Origin of the sequence: Pseudomonas sp. CFBP 8758 (assembly GCF_014841725.1) — a bacterium.
Classification (GTDB): Bacteria; Pseudomonadota; Gammaproteobacteria; order Pseudomonadales; family Pseudomonadaceae; genus Aquipseudomonas; species Aquipseudomonas baltica.
On sequence record NZ_JACYUK010000009.1, the window covers coordinates 26,977 to 40,483 of the forward strand.

Sequence of the window (13,507 nt, forward strand, 5' to 3'; positions counted from 1 at the left end):
CGGCCAATGACCGCTCCTACGGTGGGGGGGCATGGATTGGTCGACAATCGGGTACGGATCGCCCATCATGCAGCGCTGCCGATATCAGGCCGTACATACCCGAATTAGTCGTTGCCCATAAAATGACCGACATACTTTCCGAACCTGCCGTTCGAGCCGACGTAGCGGATTTGCCCCTCGTTTCGATCGTGGCGCCGTGCTACAACGCTGAAAATTTCCTCGAAGAAGCGTTGGCCAGCATCTTCGCCCAGGACTATCCGAATTTCGAAGTGATCATCGTCGACGACGGTTCCAGTGACCGCAGCATCGAGATGCTCACCGCGCTGCAGGCGACCTACGACTTCCAGTTGCTGCGGCAAACCAACCAGGGTGTCAGCGCCGCGCTGAATTTCGGCCTGCAGCACGCCCGCGGCAAATACGTATCCACGCCGGATCTGGACGACATCATGCTCGCCCACTCTCTGCGCGTACGTGTCGATTACCTGGAGCAGAACCCTGAAGTCGGCGCGGTAGGTGCATTGATCACCTACATGGACACCCAGGGCAACGCCCTCAAGGACCAGACGCACACGCGCATCCGCCGCATGGATTTCGCCGATATCCTCGCCAATGCCCGGGTCTGCGGCGCGCCGGTGTCGTTGTACCGCATGGACGTGCTGCGCAAGGCCAAGTTCTACGACCCGGCGATCAAGGTCCAGGATTTCCAGATCACCCTGCGCATTGCCGAACAGGGCGTCGAGATCCATATGCTGCCGGTGATCGTGACCCGCTACCGGCGCCATCCGCACAACCTGTCGCGCCGCTACAAGACCTTGTTCGAAGCCGACATGCGCGCCATCGAGCCCTATCGCGGGCACCCCGGCTATGAGCGCGGCCGCGCCAAACTGGTCAACAAGGCGTTGAAATACGCGGTGGTGGAAGACAAGAAGGATGCGCTGCGACTGCTGCGCTCCATCCCGCTCAAGCTATGGGATCGCACCACGTTTCGCCGTCTCAAGCGTCTGGTGCTGCATTGGTAAGTAAGGAAGTGCGTCGATGAAGTGGTGGGACCGGTTGAAGAAAAGGAAGGTTCGCAAGCACCTCGGGCAGTTCGAGAAGCTGTTTCGCGGGCCCGAGCGAATCCGCATGCGCTACCCCCAGTATGCAATCGGGGTGGGCACCTACGGCATTCCCGACGTGCAGGAGTTCGGTGACGACACCACCTTGAAGGTCGGCAACTACACCTCGATCGCCGAGGGGGTGAAGATCCTGCTCGGGGGTGGCCATCGCACCGACTGGGTGTCGTGCTTTCCGTTTCCGTTGATCATCGACGAGGTCAAGGACGTGCCGGGCGCAGCGCCTACCAAAGGCGACGTAGTGATCGGCAGCGACTGCTGGCTGTGCGCCAATGTGTTGATTCTGTCCGGCGTGACAGTTGGCCATGGCGCGGTAGTTGCAGCTGGTGCAGTCGTGACCAAGGACATACCGCCCTATGCCGTGGTGGGCGGTAACCCGTGCCGGTTCATCAAGTGGCGTTTCGAAGAACGCGTGCGGGACGCCTTGCTGGCGTCGGCGTGGTGGGACTGGCCTGTTGCCGAAGTCAAAGCCGTGGCCCACCTGCTGTGCAGCGACGACCTCGAGGCGTTTTTGACCTATGCCCGCAACCGCCAGCCAACAGCCGTGGCTGGATGAAGTAGTTGAAAGTGTCATCAGCTTGCCAGCGTTGCAAGCAAGGCCCCACATCCATTGAGGTCATGCATTGTTACAATGCGAATGGCCCTGGCGATTGGCTCGGCCGCTCGTCGTACCTAGAGTGCCTACCCTCGCGTAGGCACGGCATCACTTTTTCAGAGCAGTGAATATGAACACGTCCACCTCAGACAATCGAAAGCAGCCCCTGGTGTCGGTGATCATCGCCTCGTACAACCATGCGCCGTACATCGAGGCCTCGATCGGCAGCGTGCTGGCGCAGACCTACGCCAACATCGAGTTGCTGGTGGTGGACGATGGCTCGACCGATGGCAGCGTCGAGCTGCTGCGCAAGCTCAGTGCCGAGCATGGTTTCGATCTGCGCGTGCAGGAGAACAAGGGGCTGTCGCGGACGCTGAACGAGTCGGTGGCCCGTTGCCGGGGCAGCCTGGTGGTGCCGTTCGGGTCGGATGACGTGATGTTCGCCCATCGTATCGCCACCCAGGTGGCGTACATGGAAGGCAAGCCCGAGGTGGGTATCTGCTCGGCCAATACCGAGATCATCGATGCGACCGGCAAGGTGATGTGCGAGCGTGAACAGCGCAAGCGCAACGAGCCGTTCCGCCGGCTGGATTTCGACGACATGTTCATGGACCGCAAGCCGGGGCCGACTGCCGCCACGCTGATGTTCCGTCGCGAGGCGCTGGAGAAGGTGGGTGGGTTCGATCCGGAGATTCGCCTTGAGGATGTCTATATCGAGTTGGCGGTGACCCGCGCGGGTTATTTCATCGATGTACTGGGTGAGCCTCTGGCGCAGTACCGCAAGCATGCGACCAACACCTACAAGAATGGCCGCTTCATGGTCGAGAACGTGCTCAAGACCTACGCCGTGTACCGCGAGCACCCGGCGTACGAGCAGGTGCGCTGGCGTTTTCTCAATTCGATGTTCTTGAAGTACGCGCGCAAGGACAAGGGTCTGAGCAGAGAGCTGCTGGGCATGATTCCGCTCAGGGCCTGGAACAGGAAGACCCTGCGCGGCATGCTCCGTATGGTGTTCAGCTGAAATCCGCGTAGCCTTTTTCGCGGCCGATGACCGCTCCTACGGGGCGTCGGATTCTGCGTAGGAGCGGCCCGTGGCCGCGAAAGGCGCACCGCAGTGCATCAGGCAATACGCGTAACCCTTTTCGCGGCCGATGACCGCTCCTACGGGGCGTCGGATTCTCCGTAGGAGCGGCCCGTGGCCGCGAAGGGCGCGCTGCGTTACAGCAGGCAATCCGCGTAGACGTTTTCGCGGCCGATGACCGCTCCTACGGGACGTCGGATTCTCCGTAGGAGCGGTCCGTGGCCGCGAAGGGCGCGCTGCGTTGCATCAGGCAATCCGCGTAGACGTTTTCGCGGCTGATGACCGCTCCTACGGGGCGTCGGATTCTCCGTAGGAGCGGTCCGTGGCCGCGAAGGGCGCGCTGCGTTGCATCAGGCAATCAGCAATGTCATTCAAACGGCCTTGGCAGGGCGGCTGAGGCGGTTGCCCCAGTGGCATAGCCATTGCGCGTACACCAGCGCCATCGGAATCCAGATCAGGAACCAGTGCTCCTTGGGGCGGGACATGAAGGCACTGCCTTCGGTCAGCCCCGACGCAAACCCGAACACCAGCCAGGTTGCGGCCAACACCACCTGCGGTTCCCGCCGATTCATCCAGCAGAAGCGCATGGCCAGACCATACAGCACCATCCACAGGCTGAGCCCTGCAACGCCGCCGATGTACAGCACGCCCAGTTCGATATTATGCGGGTCGGCCAAGGTGTACGGCAGGCCAGGTATGACGATGGTCATCTCCGAATCGTAGCCGCGCCCCAACCACGGGTTCTCGCCGATCTGACGCAGTGACTCCATCCAGATTTCCGGCCGGTACGACGCCCCGCGCGAGGTCAGCACATCGGGCATTACCACGTACAGCGCTGCGATCCCCAGCAGTGCAATGGCAATTGCCAGCCCGCCGCGTTTCTTGTTTCCCGCCGCCATCAGCCACAGCAATGCCGCCGCCATGCCGATGATCGGCGTCCGCGAACCCGTGGCGATCAAGGTTACCCCCAGTACCGCCAGGCACCCCAGCGCCAACGGATTCCACGGATTGCGTCCGATGTACCAGGTGGCCAGCCAGACACTGGCAAAGGCGCCGAACACATGGGCGCTGAGCAGAGGGTTGTAGAGCGCGCCATACCCATCCAGACGGCTGCCCAGGGACGCGCCTTGCACGCCATAGAAATAGATCAACGACAAACCCGCCGCTGCCGTGGCGATCACTGCCGCTGCACGGGTGAGTTGCGCCAGTCGCGCGGGCACCTTCAGCGCGATCAGGCCAGCCGAGAGCAGCACCATGGCGATGTAGAGCGGCCGCTTGAACAGCGAGCCGAAGTCTTCGCCGTCTGCGGCCCAACTGACACTGAGCAGGATGTAGGCGCTGAAGGCCACGAAGGCAAGGAACATCGGGTTGCGCACCAGCGCCTTGAACGGACCCGGCTGCAATGCCAGGGCGAGCAGGGTGGGCACCGCCAGGAAGATGTAGAACAGCTTGTGATACAGAGAGCGATCCCATGCCCAGAACATGCCGGTCATGATGACCAACCAGCCGATGGGGAGCACATAGGCGTTCAGCACGTGCACCGTACGCTCGCGCACGGAAGTACTCTGGGATTGCATGAGAGGTTGTCTGTCCATAGGCCTTGGCAGTGAAGTGTTTGGGGGCGGGTGGATTGTACGTGGATGTGACTTTGCATCAACACAGAAGGTCCGAACGCCGAAAAATCCTACGGGCTGGTGCAGCTCACATACCTACTTACACATGCCCTCAATCCGTCAGGCGCCCGCGCAGCCCGGGGCAGGGCCAGTGCGACACGTCGTGCAACAGGGTGGCACTGGAACATCTGCGATGCGGGGCTAGGGTTGGCAGGCGGCTCGGGAATGCCGCACTTCTCATTCAAGTCATGGAGCATAAGCAATGCGCAAGATCCTCCTTCCTGCACTGGCGCTGGCATTCTTCGCCAGCACCGCGGTGCCCATTCTAAGCTCGCCAGTTATGGCCGCGCCTGCCGCCTCGGTATCGGTTGCCCATCCGGGGCTGCCGGGCAGGGTCAACCTCAATACGGCCGACGCTGAAACCCTCAAGAAGGAACTCTCCGGGGTCGGCCTGACCAAAGCGACCGCCATCGTCAAGCACCGACAGACCTACGGGCCATTCGACTCGGTCGAAGAACTGCTGGAGGTTACGGGTATCGGCAAGGCTTTGCTGGATCGCAACCGCGACAAGCTGGTCGTCAATTGACGATCGGTCGCAGGCTCAGCTGGAGCTGACCAGACGCAGTTTGAACCGGTCGGGAATCACCGCCTCGACGATATCGGCAGCCCGCTGGGTGCCGCCCATCAGGTGGATGGCATCGGCCAGATTCTCCAGGTCGGGCCATTGGTTCTCCAGCAGATGACGCATGTGTTCCGCCAACTCCCGAATGCTGCAATGCCGGCTGGCGTGGACGCCGGAACCGCTGTAGGCCACCCGCGCCGCAACGCCTGGCTGGTCGGCGGCGATGGGCAAGGCCAGGATCGGCGTTTCTGCCACGACGGCTTCGAGCACGATGTCGAGGTCGCCGTGGGTCACCAGTACGTCGGCATACTGCAACAGCATGGGCTGGTCGGCAAAATCCGTGACCCAGGTTGCGCCGTGCCGCAGCAGCTGATCGCTTTGCCGATGACTCAACCCGCCGCAATGCATGACCAGCAGTTGGGCATCGAGCAACTTGCAGGCCTGGGCAATGCGTTTGAACAGGCTCATGCGGTTGCCATGGAGCCGGCCCAAGGTTGCGAAGACGAAAGGCCGAGCATTGTCCAACGTGTAGGGCAGGTGGTTGGTCTCATCGGACACCCGGCGCAGGGGGCCGACCTCATGGAACCATGGCGGCAGATTGGGCCGCGGAAAATCGAACTCCAGCACCGTTTGGCTGATTTGCGCGAGCGGCGACAGGCATTGATGCAGGCCCTCGCGGACGCTCAGCCCAAGTGCGGCGGACTGACGGGCAATGGCTTTGCGCAATGGCTTCATGACCCAGTCATGCCGGCGCTCGGCGCGCGCATACCGCTCGATGGCTTCTTCGCCGCGCTCGTACGGGTAGGGCAATACGGCCAACGGTATGGTTATGTCCTCGCGGTTGACTGGCAATGCGCAGGCCACGGACACGAACGGCAGGCCAAGCGACTCTGCCACCAGCCCGCCCGCTGCTTCCATCTGGTCGCACAGCACGGCATCGATGCGTTCTTCGCGCAGAGCGTTGGGCAACTCTTCACAGAGCATCTGCGTGACTTGCGCCATATCGGCGTAGGTACGCCGCTGGCCAAGCAAATTGTCGACATTGGCTGCCAGTGCAAGGCTTTTTGCCAGGCTTCCGGCAGGAAAGCGTTCCTGGCCGACGCTGCGGAATTTTACCCTGTTGCAATGCAATAGATGACGTGCGTCGGGTTGGTGGAAGAATGTGACGCTGTGTCCGCGGTCGATCAGCTCCATTGCCAGGTTTTCAAGCGGTTGAAAGTGGCTCGGCAGGGGTGGAGCGATGATGGCAAAGCGGATCATTGTCGACTCCCGCGCGTTCAGGTGAACACAATGCGTTAGGTCCTCTCTCAACGGCAAGCGGGGCCTGCCGTACGCTGATGCAGCTAGCGTGAATCAGGGGAGGGTTCGAAGCTATGAGCGCAGGTCCTTGCCGCTCGTTCCGTGTTCGCACTGTAAATGTATCTGGAAACGGCGCTAACCGTCGGAAATGTGCTGGGTTAACTTTAAGTAATAAAGAATTAAACCATTATAAAACATCGGCTTGCAGACAATCTCAAATGTAGTTTGTGATTTATCGTCAAACGCTCGACGTTTTCCGTTTCGAACTGTCGTTTGGGAGAGTAAGCTTGCCGGCGGGCCACCCCCTGGGGGTGATAATCATTGGAAGCCGCGGGTTGAATTGCACCCGCTGTAGTGGCTTGGCGAGGCGGGTAAGGGATCGTCCTGCGCCGACGCCTGGGAAGTGGATGATGGCTGACAAGAGATTGCGGATTCTGATTGCCGACGAGTTGGACCAGCAGGCAGTGCAGATCGAACGAACGCTCAACAACCTGGGCTACTTCAGGGTGGTGCCGGTGGGTTCGCTCGACGAACTGCTGACCATGGTGCAAAGCGCTTACGAGCCTTTCGATCTGTTGATTGCCAACACTGACATGGCTGTGCGGTCGGGTGTCGATCTGCCGCGGTTCTGCAAGAACAGTGAGCACGTTCGCCATGCGTTGCTGTATGAAAGCCAGAAGCGGATCGAAACCGAACTGGCCGACCCTGGCGGTGAGCGGTTGAGCACCAGCGTCACGCAGCTGCCGGACCGCGACGCGCTGCAGACCTTCATGGCCATTGTCGAATCGCCCAAGGCGCCGCCGGAGCATCGCGTTCGCGTGATCGGCGATGGCATCCGCGTACGCAAGTCGCTCAGCTCACCGCCGCTGTAGGAGCCCTCGGGGTCCGCCAACCGGGCATTGCGGTGTATCTGCCAGTCTGCGGCGTTCCTTTCGCGGCCGATGACCGCTCCTACGGGATAGGCACCTCATAGCGCCTGCCACGCCTGACGGTTTTTGCTATCCTGCGCGCCTTTGACAGGCGCGAGGATACGCGCCGTCGGCCACCAGCGGACTTGCCCATGCCTGCCGATAGCTCTGCCCAGCCATTGCTGCTCAACCGCAGCGACCACAAGACCCTCGGTCTGGCGGCCCTCGGTGGCGCGCTGGAAATCTACGATTTCATCATCTTCGTATTCTTCGCCCTGACCCTCAGCCAGCTGTTCTTCCCGCCGCAGATGCCCGAGTGGCTGCGCCTGTTGCAGAGCTTCGGCATCTTCGTGACCGGCTATCTGGCCCGCCCGTTGGGCGGCATCCTGATGGCGCATTTCGCCGATCGTCTGGGGCGCAAGCGTGTGTTCAGCCTGAGCATCCTGATGATGGCGGTGCCCTGCCTGCTGATCGGCATGATGCCCACCTATGCGCAGATCGGTTACTTCGCGCCGCTGCTGCTGCTGGCCCTGCGCATTCTGCAGGGCGCTGCCGTGGGGGGCGAGGTGCCCAGCGCCTGGGTGTTCGTGGCCGAGCACGTGCCGCTGAGAAGACGCGGCTATGCCTTGGGGTTTCTCCAGGCGGGGCTGACCTTTGGCTATCTGCTCGGCGCATTGACCGCCACCGTGCTGGCGCGGGTGTACACCCCGCAGGAAATCCTCGATTGGGCGTGGCGTTTGCCCTTCCTGCTGGGCGGCGTATTCGGCGTGGTCGGTGTGTGGCTGCGCCGACTGCTCAGCGAAACACCGGTGTTTCTGGCCATGCGTGCGCGCAGTGAGCAGGTCAGCGAATTCTCCCTGCGTACCGTGCTGCGTGAGCACCGCGCCTCGTTGATCCCGGCGGTGTTGCTGACGTGTGTGCTGACTTCGGCGGTAGTGGTGCTGGTGGTGATCACGCCGACGGTGATGCAGCAGCGCTTTGGCCTGGATGCACGGCACACCTTTGCGCTGAGTAGCCTGGGTATCGTCTTCCTCAACGTTGGCTGCGTGTTGGCTGGCCTGCTGGTCGATCGCATCGGCGCCTGGCGTGCGCTGGTCCTTTATAGCGTGCTGCTGCCGCTGGGCATCACCGCGCTCTATGCCAGCCTGGTTGCCGGGGTCGGCAGTCTTGCCGTGGCCTATGCGCTGGCTGGTCTGGGGTGTGGAGTGGTGGGTGTGGTGCCGTCGCTGATGGTCGGCCTGTTTCCCGCCAAGGTGCGTGTATCGGGCATTTCGTTTACCTACAACATCGCGTATGCGCTGTGGGCGAGTACCACGCCGCTGCTGCTGATCGCCTTGATGCCGTGGAGCCCGTGGGTCTGTGTGGGCTACTGCGTGGTGATGGGTGCGGTCGGTGTCGGCACCGCCTGGCTCTTCGGCAGACGCCGACCTCTTCAGGCCTACGCCTGACCTCAAACGAACCGGCCACCAGGCCGGTTTTTTTATGCCTCGATCCCAAGAATGCTGCGGTGCTGGTGTGGGAGCGGTCCGTGGCCGCGAAAGATTCACCGCGATTCAGCTGACACACCGCGGCGCTCTTTTCGCGGCCGATGACCGCTCCTACGGGGGATTTGTGCCTATAAAATCCCTATATATGGGATTGATAATTATATATTGAGATTATCGTTCAAATGGATTTATAGTCGGCCATCACACACCGCCACTCACTACCAAAAACAAACAAGGTGAAGCGATGCAGCCGCAACTCGTTGCACTCGATTGGGGAACCAGTTCCCTGCGAGCCTATCTGCTCGGCCCTGATGGCCACGTACTCGACCAGCGTTCGCTGGATCGGGGCATCATGCAGTTGTCCAACACCCCCCGTAGCATTTGCGGCGAACAGACCAGCGATGGTTTCGAGCTGACCTTCGATGAAGCCTGCGGCGACTGGCTCGATGCTTTTCCTGACGTTGCCGTGATCGCCTGCGGCATGGTCGGCAGCGCCCAGGGTTGGCACGAGGTGCCGTATTGCCAGAGCCCGGCGCAGGCCGCCGATGTCGCCGCCGGCATGGCTCGCGTGCGTACCCTCAGGGGTATCTGCGTGCATCTGGTGCCCGGCGTGCTGCAACGTTCGGCACTGCCCAACGTCATGCGCGGCGAGGAAACCCAGATCTTCGGTCTGCTGCAGTCGTTGCCTTCGGGCGAGCGCGACCAGACCTTGCTGATCGGCCTGCCTGGCAGCCATTCGAAGTGGGCGAGGGTGGTCGAGCAGCGCATCGAGCATTTCGACACCTTCATGACCGGCGAGCTGTTCGCCGCAGCCAGTGCCCACACCATTCTCGGTCGCACGCAGAAGCGCAGTGCGTCGTTCGACAGCGCGGCGTTCGAGCGCGGTGTAGCCGTGGCGATGTCGCGCGAGGGCAGCATCGGCGTGCTGTCGACCATGTTCAGCGCGCGCAGCCTTGGCCTCACCGGCCAATTGGCGAGCAGTGAGCAAGCGGACTATCTGTCCGGCCTGATGATTGGCCACGAGCTGCGCGCCCTGGCCGAAATGCTGCGCCAGCGCAGCGGGCAGGAATCGCTGCCGGCTGTGGTCCTGATCGGCAGCAGTGCGTTGTGCCAGCGCTATCGGCAGGCATTGGCCTTGTGTGGCTTCAACAGCGTCAGCCTGGCCGAACAGGCCACCGAACGCGGTCTCTGGAGCCTGGCGCTGGCCGCCGGGCTCGTCGCTCAACAGTTCCAAGAGGTTTGACATGCTCAAGCAAGCAATGGCCCAGAACGGGCTGATCGCCATTTTGCGCGGCCTGCGCCCCGAAGAGTCGGTGGCCATCGGCGAGGTGCTTTACAGCGCCGGATTTCGCATCATCGAGGTGCCGCTCAACTCTCCGCAGCCTTTCGACAGCATTCGGCTGTTGCGCAACAGTTTGCCTGCCGATTGCCTGATCGGTGCCGGAACGGTGCTGTCGGCCGAGCAGGTACTTCAGGTCAAGGCAGCGGGAGGGCAACTGATCGTCATGCCGCACAGCGATCCTTCAGTGCTCAAGGCGGCCAAGGAGGCCGAGATGTTCCTGGCGCCGGGCGTGCTGACACCGACCGAAGCGTTCGCCGCGCTGGCTGCCGGTGCCGACGTGTTGAAACTGTTCCCGGCCGAGTCGCTGACGCCGGCCGTGGTCAAGGCGCTATTGGCGGTGCTGCCCAAAGGGACGGCGCTGGTACCGGTGGGAGGCATCAGCCCGGACAACATGCAGCCGTTTCTCGACGCCGGCGTTGCCGGGTTTGGCCTGGGTTCGGGCCTGTTCAAGCCAGGCATGACGGTGCAACAGGTGGCGGATAACGCGAAGGCGTACGTCCAGGCCTGGCGGTCATTGAAAGGTTGACACGCTGTGCGCCCCTGTAGGAGCGGTCATCGGCCGCGAAGAGGGCGCCGCGCAGTGACTGATGCACCGCGTCGCCCGGTTCGCGGCCACGGACCGCTCCTACAGAGATGGCATTCCCCTGTAGGAGCGGTCATCGGCCGCGAAGGGGCACAGCGCAGTGACTGATGCACCGCGTCGCCCGGTTCGCGGCCACGGACCGCTCCTACAGAGATCCATACGGGCGGTAACGGCAACATTTACAGACGCTCGAGCGTCCATCGAACAAGAGAGACAACAGATGAAAATCACCAAACTCACGACCTTCATCGTTCCACCGCGCTGGTGCTTCCTCAAGGTCGAGACCGACGAGGGTGTGGTCGGCTGGGGCGAGCCCGTGGTCGAAGGCCGCGCGCACACCGTGGCTGCCGCAGTTGACGAATTGTCCGACTACCTGATCGGCAAGGACCCACGCAATATCGAAGACATCTGGACCGTGCTGTACCGCGGCGGTTTCTACCGTGGCGGCGCCATCCACATGAGCGCCCTGGCCGGTATCGATCAGGCGCTGTGGGATATCAAGGGCAAGGCCCTGGGCGTTTCGGTCAGCGACCTGCTTGGCGGGCAGGTACGCGATCGGATCCGGGTGTACTCGTGGATTGGCGGCGACCGCCCGGCCGACACGGCGCGCGCGGCGAGCGAGGCGGTGGCTCGTGGTTTCACTGCGGTGAAGATGAACGGCACCGAGGAACTGCAGTTTCTCGACACGTTCGACAAGGTCGATCGCGCCCTGGCCAGCGTTGCGGCCGTGCGTGATGCGGTAGGGCCGAACGTGGGCATTGGCGTCGACTTCCATGGCCGGGTGCACAAGCCCATGGCCAAGGTGCTGATGAAGGAGCTGGACCAGTTCAAGCTGATGTTCATCGAAGAGCCGGTGTTGAGCGAGAACTACGAAGCGCTCAAGGAGCTGGCGCCGTTGACCAGTACGCCGATCGCACTCGGTGAGCGTTTGTACTCGCGTTGGGACTTCAAGCGGATTCTCAGTGAAGGCTATGTGGACATCATCCAGCCCGATGCCTCGCATGCCGGGGGCATCACCGAGACCCGCAAGATCGCCAACATGGCCGAGGCCTATGACGTAGCGCTGGCCTTGCATTGCCCGTTGGGGCCGATCGCGCTGGCGGCGTGCCTGCAGCTGGATGCGGTTTGCTACAACGCCTTCATCCAGGAGCAGAGCCTGGGCATCCACTACAACGAAAGCAACGATCTGCTCGACTATGTCACCCACCCCGAGGTGTTCGATTACGACAATGGGTTCGTGAAGATTCCGAACGGGCCGGGGCTGGGAATCGAGATCAACGAGGAGTACGTGCGGGAGCGCGCAGAGATCGGTCATCGCTGGCGCAACCCGATCTGGCGCCATGCCGACGGCAGCTTCGCCGAGTGGTGATTCACTGCTAATACCGCGGCGCGGCCTTCGCGGGTAGAAAGCTCGCCGCTCGCCCCGCTCCCACACGGGCGGAGAGATTTCTACTCGCGAAGGCGTCCGCCCTGTCGCCGCAGCACCCCTCTACAAATACAATAAGAGGCACCCCATGCATACCCAATCCACTACCGCCGCGCCGGCGCTGGCGACGCCCAGCCGCAAGCGCTTTTTCATCATGGTGCTGTTGTTCATCACCGTGGTGATCAACTACCTGGACCGCAGCAACCTGTCCATCGCCGCGCCGGCGCTGACCAGCGACCTGGGCATCGATCCGGTGCACGTCGGCCTGATTTTCTCGGCATTCGGCTGGACCTACGCCGCCATGCAGATCCCCGGCGGCTGGCTGGTCGACCGCGTTCCGCCACGCATCCTCTACAGCGTGGCCCTGGCGTTGTGGTCCATTGCCACCGTCATGCTCGGCTTTGCCGGCAGTTTCATCGCCCTGTTCGTGCTGCGCATGGCCGTGGGCGCGCTGGAAGCGCCGGCGTATCCGATCAACAGCCGCGTGGTGACGACCTGGTTCCCCGAGCGCGAACGTGCCACCGCCATCGGCTTCTACACCTCGGGCCAATTCGTCGGCCTGGCCTTCCTCACCCCGGTACTGGCCTGGCTGCAACACGAATTCGGCTGGCACATGGTGTTCGTCAGCACCGGTCTGGTGGGCATTGTCTGGGCAGTGATCTGGTACGCGGTGTATCGCGAGCCGCGCGATTTCAAAGGCGCCAACGCGGCCGAAATCCAGCTCATCAGCGACGGCGGCGGCTTGGTCGACATGCAGAAATCAGCGCGCCAGGCCAAGGCCGGTTTCAGCTGGACCGACCTGGGCATCGTGTTGAGCAAGCGCAAACTCTGGGGTATCTACCTGGGCCAGTATTGCCTCAACTCGACCTTGTGGTTCTTCCTGACCTGGTTCCCGACTTACCTGGTGAAATACCGCGGCATGGATTTCATCAAATCGGGCATGCTCGCCTCGCTGCCGTTCCTGGCCGCTTTTGTCGGCGTGCTGTGCTCGGGGTTCTTTTCCGACTGGCTGATCCGTCGCGGCGCCAGCATCGGCCTGGCGCGCAAGCTGCCGATCATCGGCGGCCTGTTGATCTCGACGTGCATCATCGGCGCCAACTACGTCGATTCTACCCCGCTGGTCATCGCTTGCCTGGCGCTGGCCTTTTTCGGCAACGGCCTGGCGTCGATCACCTGGTCGCTGGTTTCGACCCTGGCCCCTGCGCGGTTACTGGGGCTGACGGGCGGAGTGTTCAACTTCATCGGCAACCTGTCGGCGATCACCACACCGATCGCCATCGGCTTCCTGGCGACCGGCGACTCGTTCGCGCCCGCGATCACTTACATTGCGGTCACGGCGCTGGTCGGGGCGTTGTCCTACATTCTGCTGGTGGGCAAGGTCGAGCGGATCGAGCTTTGACCCGATTGCGAGCAGGCGAACATAATGCGCCTGCTTT

Annotated in this window: 12 protein-coding genes; 10 read left to right on the plus strand and 2 right to left on the minus strand. The window is 62.3% G+C overall.

Translation table 11 applies throughout. The annotated features are described in order from the left end of the window. Positions 1 to 122 precede the first annotated feature (122 nt). The 3 genes from IFT75_RS18800 to IFT75_RS18810 all read left to right on the plus strand — a co-directional run bounded on the left by IFT75_RS18800 (position 123) and on the right by IFT75_RS18810 (position 2,731). Positions 123 to 1,019: a glycosyltransferase family 2 protein gene (locus IFT75_RS18800; RefSeq protein ID WP_192056208.1), complete on the plus strand. Its 897-nt coding sequence runs from the start codon at positions 123 to 125 to the stop codon at positions 1,017 to 1,019. 16 nt (positions 1,020 to 1,035) lie between these two features. Continuing rightward, positions 1,036 to 1,671 (plus strand): CatB-related O-acetyltransferase, encoded by a 636-nt coding sequence (locus IFT75_RS18805; protein WP_192056210.1) that lies wholly within the window; start codon positions 1,036 to 1,038, stop codon positions 1,669 to 1,671. 169 nt (positions 1,672 to 1,840) lie between these two features. After that, on the plus strand, positions 1,841 to 2,731 hold the full coding sequence (locus tag IFT75_RS18810; protein ID WP_192056211.1) for a glycosyltransferase: 891 nt from the start codon (positions 1,841 to 1,843) through the stop codon (positions 2,729 to 2,731). Between the two features lie 431 nt (positions 2,732 to 3,162). Here IFT75_RS18810 and IFT75_RS18815 read toward each other — a convergent pair whose 3' ends face one another. After that, positions 3,163 to 4,368 carry an O-antigen ligase family protein gene (locus IFT75_RS18815; RefSeq protein ID WP_192047217.1) on the minus strand — a complete coding sequence of 402 codons (1,206 nt, stop codon included), beginning with the start codon at positions 4,366 to 4,368 and terminating at the stop codon, positions 3,163 to 3,165. 298 nt (positions 4,369 to 4,666) lie between these two features. On the opposite strand from IFT75_RS18815, the gene IFT75_RS18820 reads away from it, so the two are divergent. Beyond that, positions 4,667 to 4,990 (plus strand): ComEA family DNA-binding protein, encoded by a 324-nt coding sequence (locus tag IFT75_RS18820; protein WP_122478336.1) that lies wholly within the window; start codon positions 4,667 to 4,669, stop codon positions 4,988 to 4,990. A 15-nt stretch (positions 4,991 to 5,005) separates the two neighbouring features. On the opposite strand, the gene IFT75_RS18825 is transcribed toward IFT75_RS18820, so the two are convergent. Then, on the minus strand, positions 5,006 to 6,286 hold the full coding sequence (locus IFT75_RS18825; protein WP_192056213.1) for a glycosyltransferase: 1,281 nt from the start codon (positions 6,284 to 6,286) through the stop codon (positions 5,006 to 5,008). Between the two features lie 449 nt (positions 6,287 to 6,735). Here IFT75_RS18825 and IFT75_RS18830 point away from each other — a divergent pair, with 449 nt between their 5' ends. From IFT75_RS18830 to IFT75_RS18855, 6 genes are all read left to right on the plus strand, one after another. Further along, a complete protein-coding gene (locus IFT75_RS18830; protein ID WP_192056215.1) occupies positions 6,736 to 7,197 on the plus strand; it encodes a histidine kinase in 462 nt (153 codons plus the stop codon). Between the two features lie 188 nt (positions 7,198 to 7,385). After that, complete coding sequence (locus IFT75_RS18835) at positions 7,386 to 8,681, plus strand: MFS transporter (RefSeq protein ID WP_122478330.1); 1,296 nt, start codon at positions 7,386 to 7,388, stop codon at positions 8,679 to 8,681. Between the two features lie 283 nt (positions 8,682 to 8,964). Continuing rightward, on the plus strand, positions 8,965 to 9,963 hold the full coding sequence (locus IFT75_RS18840; protein ID WP_122478327.1) for a 2-dehydro-3-deoxygalactonokinase: 999 nt from the start codon (positions 8,965 to 8,967) through the stop codon (positions 9,961 to 9,963). 1 nt (position 9,964) lies between these two features. Beyond that, complete coding sequence (locus tag IFT75_RS18845) at positions 9,965 to 10,588, plus strand: 2-dehydro-3-deoxy-6-phosphogalactonate aldolase (RefSeq protein WP_192056216.1); 624 nt, start codon at positions 9,965 to 9,967, stop codon at positions 10,586 to 10,588. Between the two features lie 277 nt (positions 10,589 to 10,865). After that, entirely contained in the window at positions 10,866 to 12,014 is a 1,149-nt protein-coding gene (dgoD, locus tag IFT75_RS18850) for a galactonate dehydratase (protein ID WP_122478323.1), read from the plus strand. A gap of 145 nt (positions 12,015 to 12,159) precedes the next feature. After that, positions 12,160 to 13,470: an MFS transporter gene (locus tag IFT75_RS18855; RefSeq protein ID WP_122478321.1), complete on the plus strand. Its 1,311-nt coding sequence runs from the start codon at positions 12,160 to 12,162 to the stop codon at positions 13,468 to 13,470. Positions 13,471 to 13,507 lie beyond the last annotated feature (37 nt).

Coding starts and splice junctions, on each gene's coding strand:
- IFT75_RS18800 (WP_192056208.1), top strand. CDS start 123: ATGACCGACATACTTTCCGAACCTGCCGTTCGAGCCGACGTAGCGGAT.
- IFT75_RS18805 (WP_192056210.1), top strand. CDS start 1,036: ATGAAGTGGTGGGACCGGTTGAAGAAAAGGAAGGTTCGCAAGCACCTC.
- IFT75_RS18810 (WP_192056211.1), top strand. CDS start 1,841: ATGAACACGTCCACCTCAGACAATCGAAAGCAGCCCCTGGTGTCGGTG.
- IFT75_RS18815 (WP_192047217.1), bottom strand. CDS start 4,368: ATGCAATCCCAGAGTACTTCCGTGCGCGAGCGTACGGTGCACGTGCTG.
- IFT75_RS18820 (WP_122478336.1), top strand. CDS start 4,667: ATGCGCAAGATCCTCCTTCCTGCACTGGCGCTGGCATTCTTCGCCAGC.
- IFT75_RS18825 (WP_192056213.1), bottom strand. CDS start 6,286: ATGATCCGCTTTGCCATCATCGCTCCACCCCTGCCGAGCCACTTTCAA.
- IFT75_RS18830 (WP_192056215.1), top strand. CDS start 6,736: ATGGCTGACAAGAGATTGCGGATTCTGATTGCCGACGAGTTGGACCAG.
- IFT75_RS18835 (WP_122478330.1), top strand. CDS start 7,386: ATGCCTGCCGATAGCTCTGCCCAGCCATTGCTGCTCAACCGCAGCGAC.
- IFT75_RS18840 (WP_122478327.1), top strand. CDS start 8,965: ATGCAGCCGCAACTCGTTGCACTCGATTGGGGAACCAGTTCCCTGCGA.
- IFT75_RS18845 (WP_192056216.1), top strand. CDS start 9,965: ATGCTCAAGCAAGCAATGGCCCAGAACGGGCTGATCGCCATTTTGCGC.
- dgoD (WP_122478323.1), top strand. CDS start 10,866: ATGAAAATCACCAAACTCACGACCTTCATCGTTCCACCGCGCTGGTGC.
- IFT75_RS18855 (WP_122478321.1), top strand. CDS start 12,160: ATGCATACCCAATCCACTACCGCCGCGCCGGCGCTGGCGACGCCCAGC.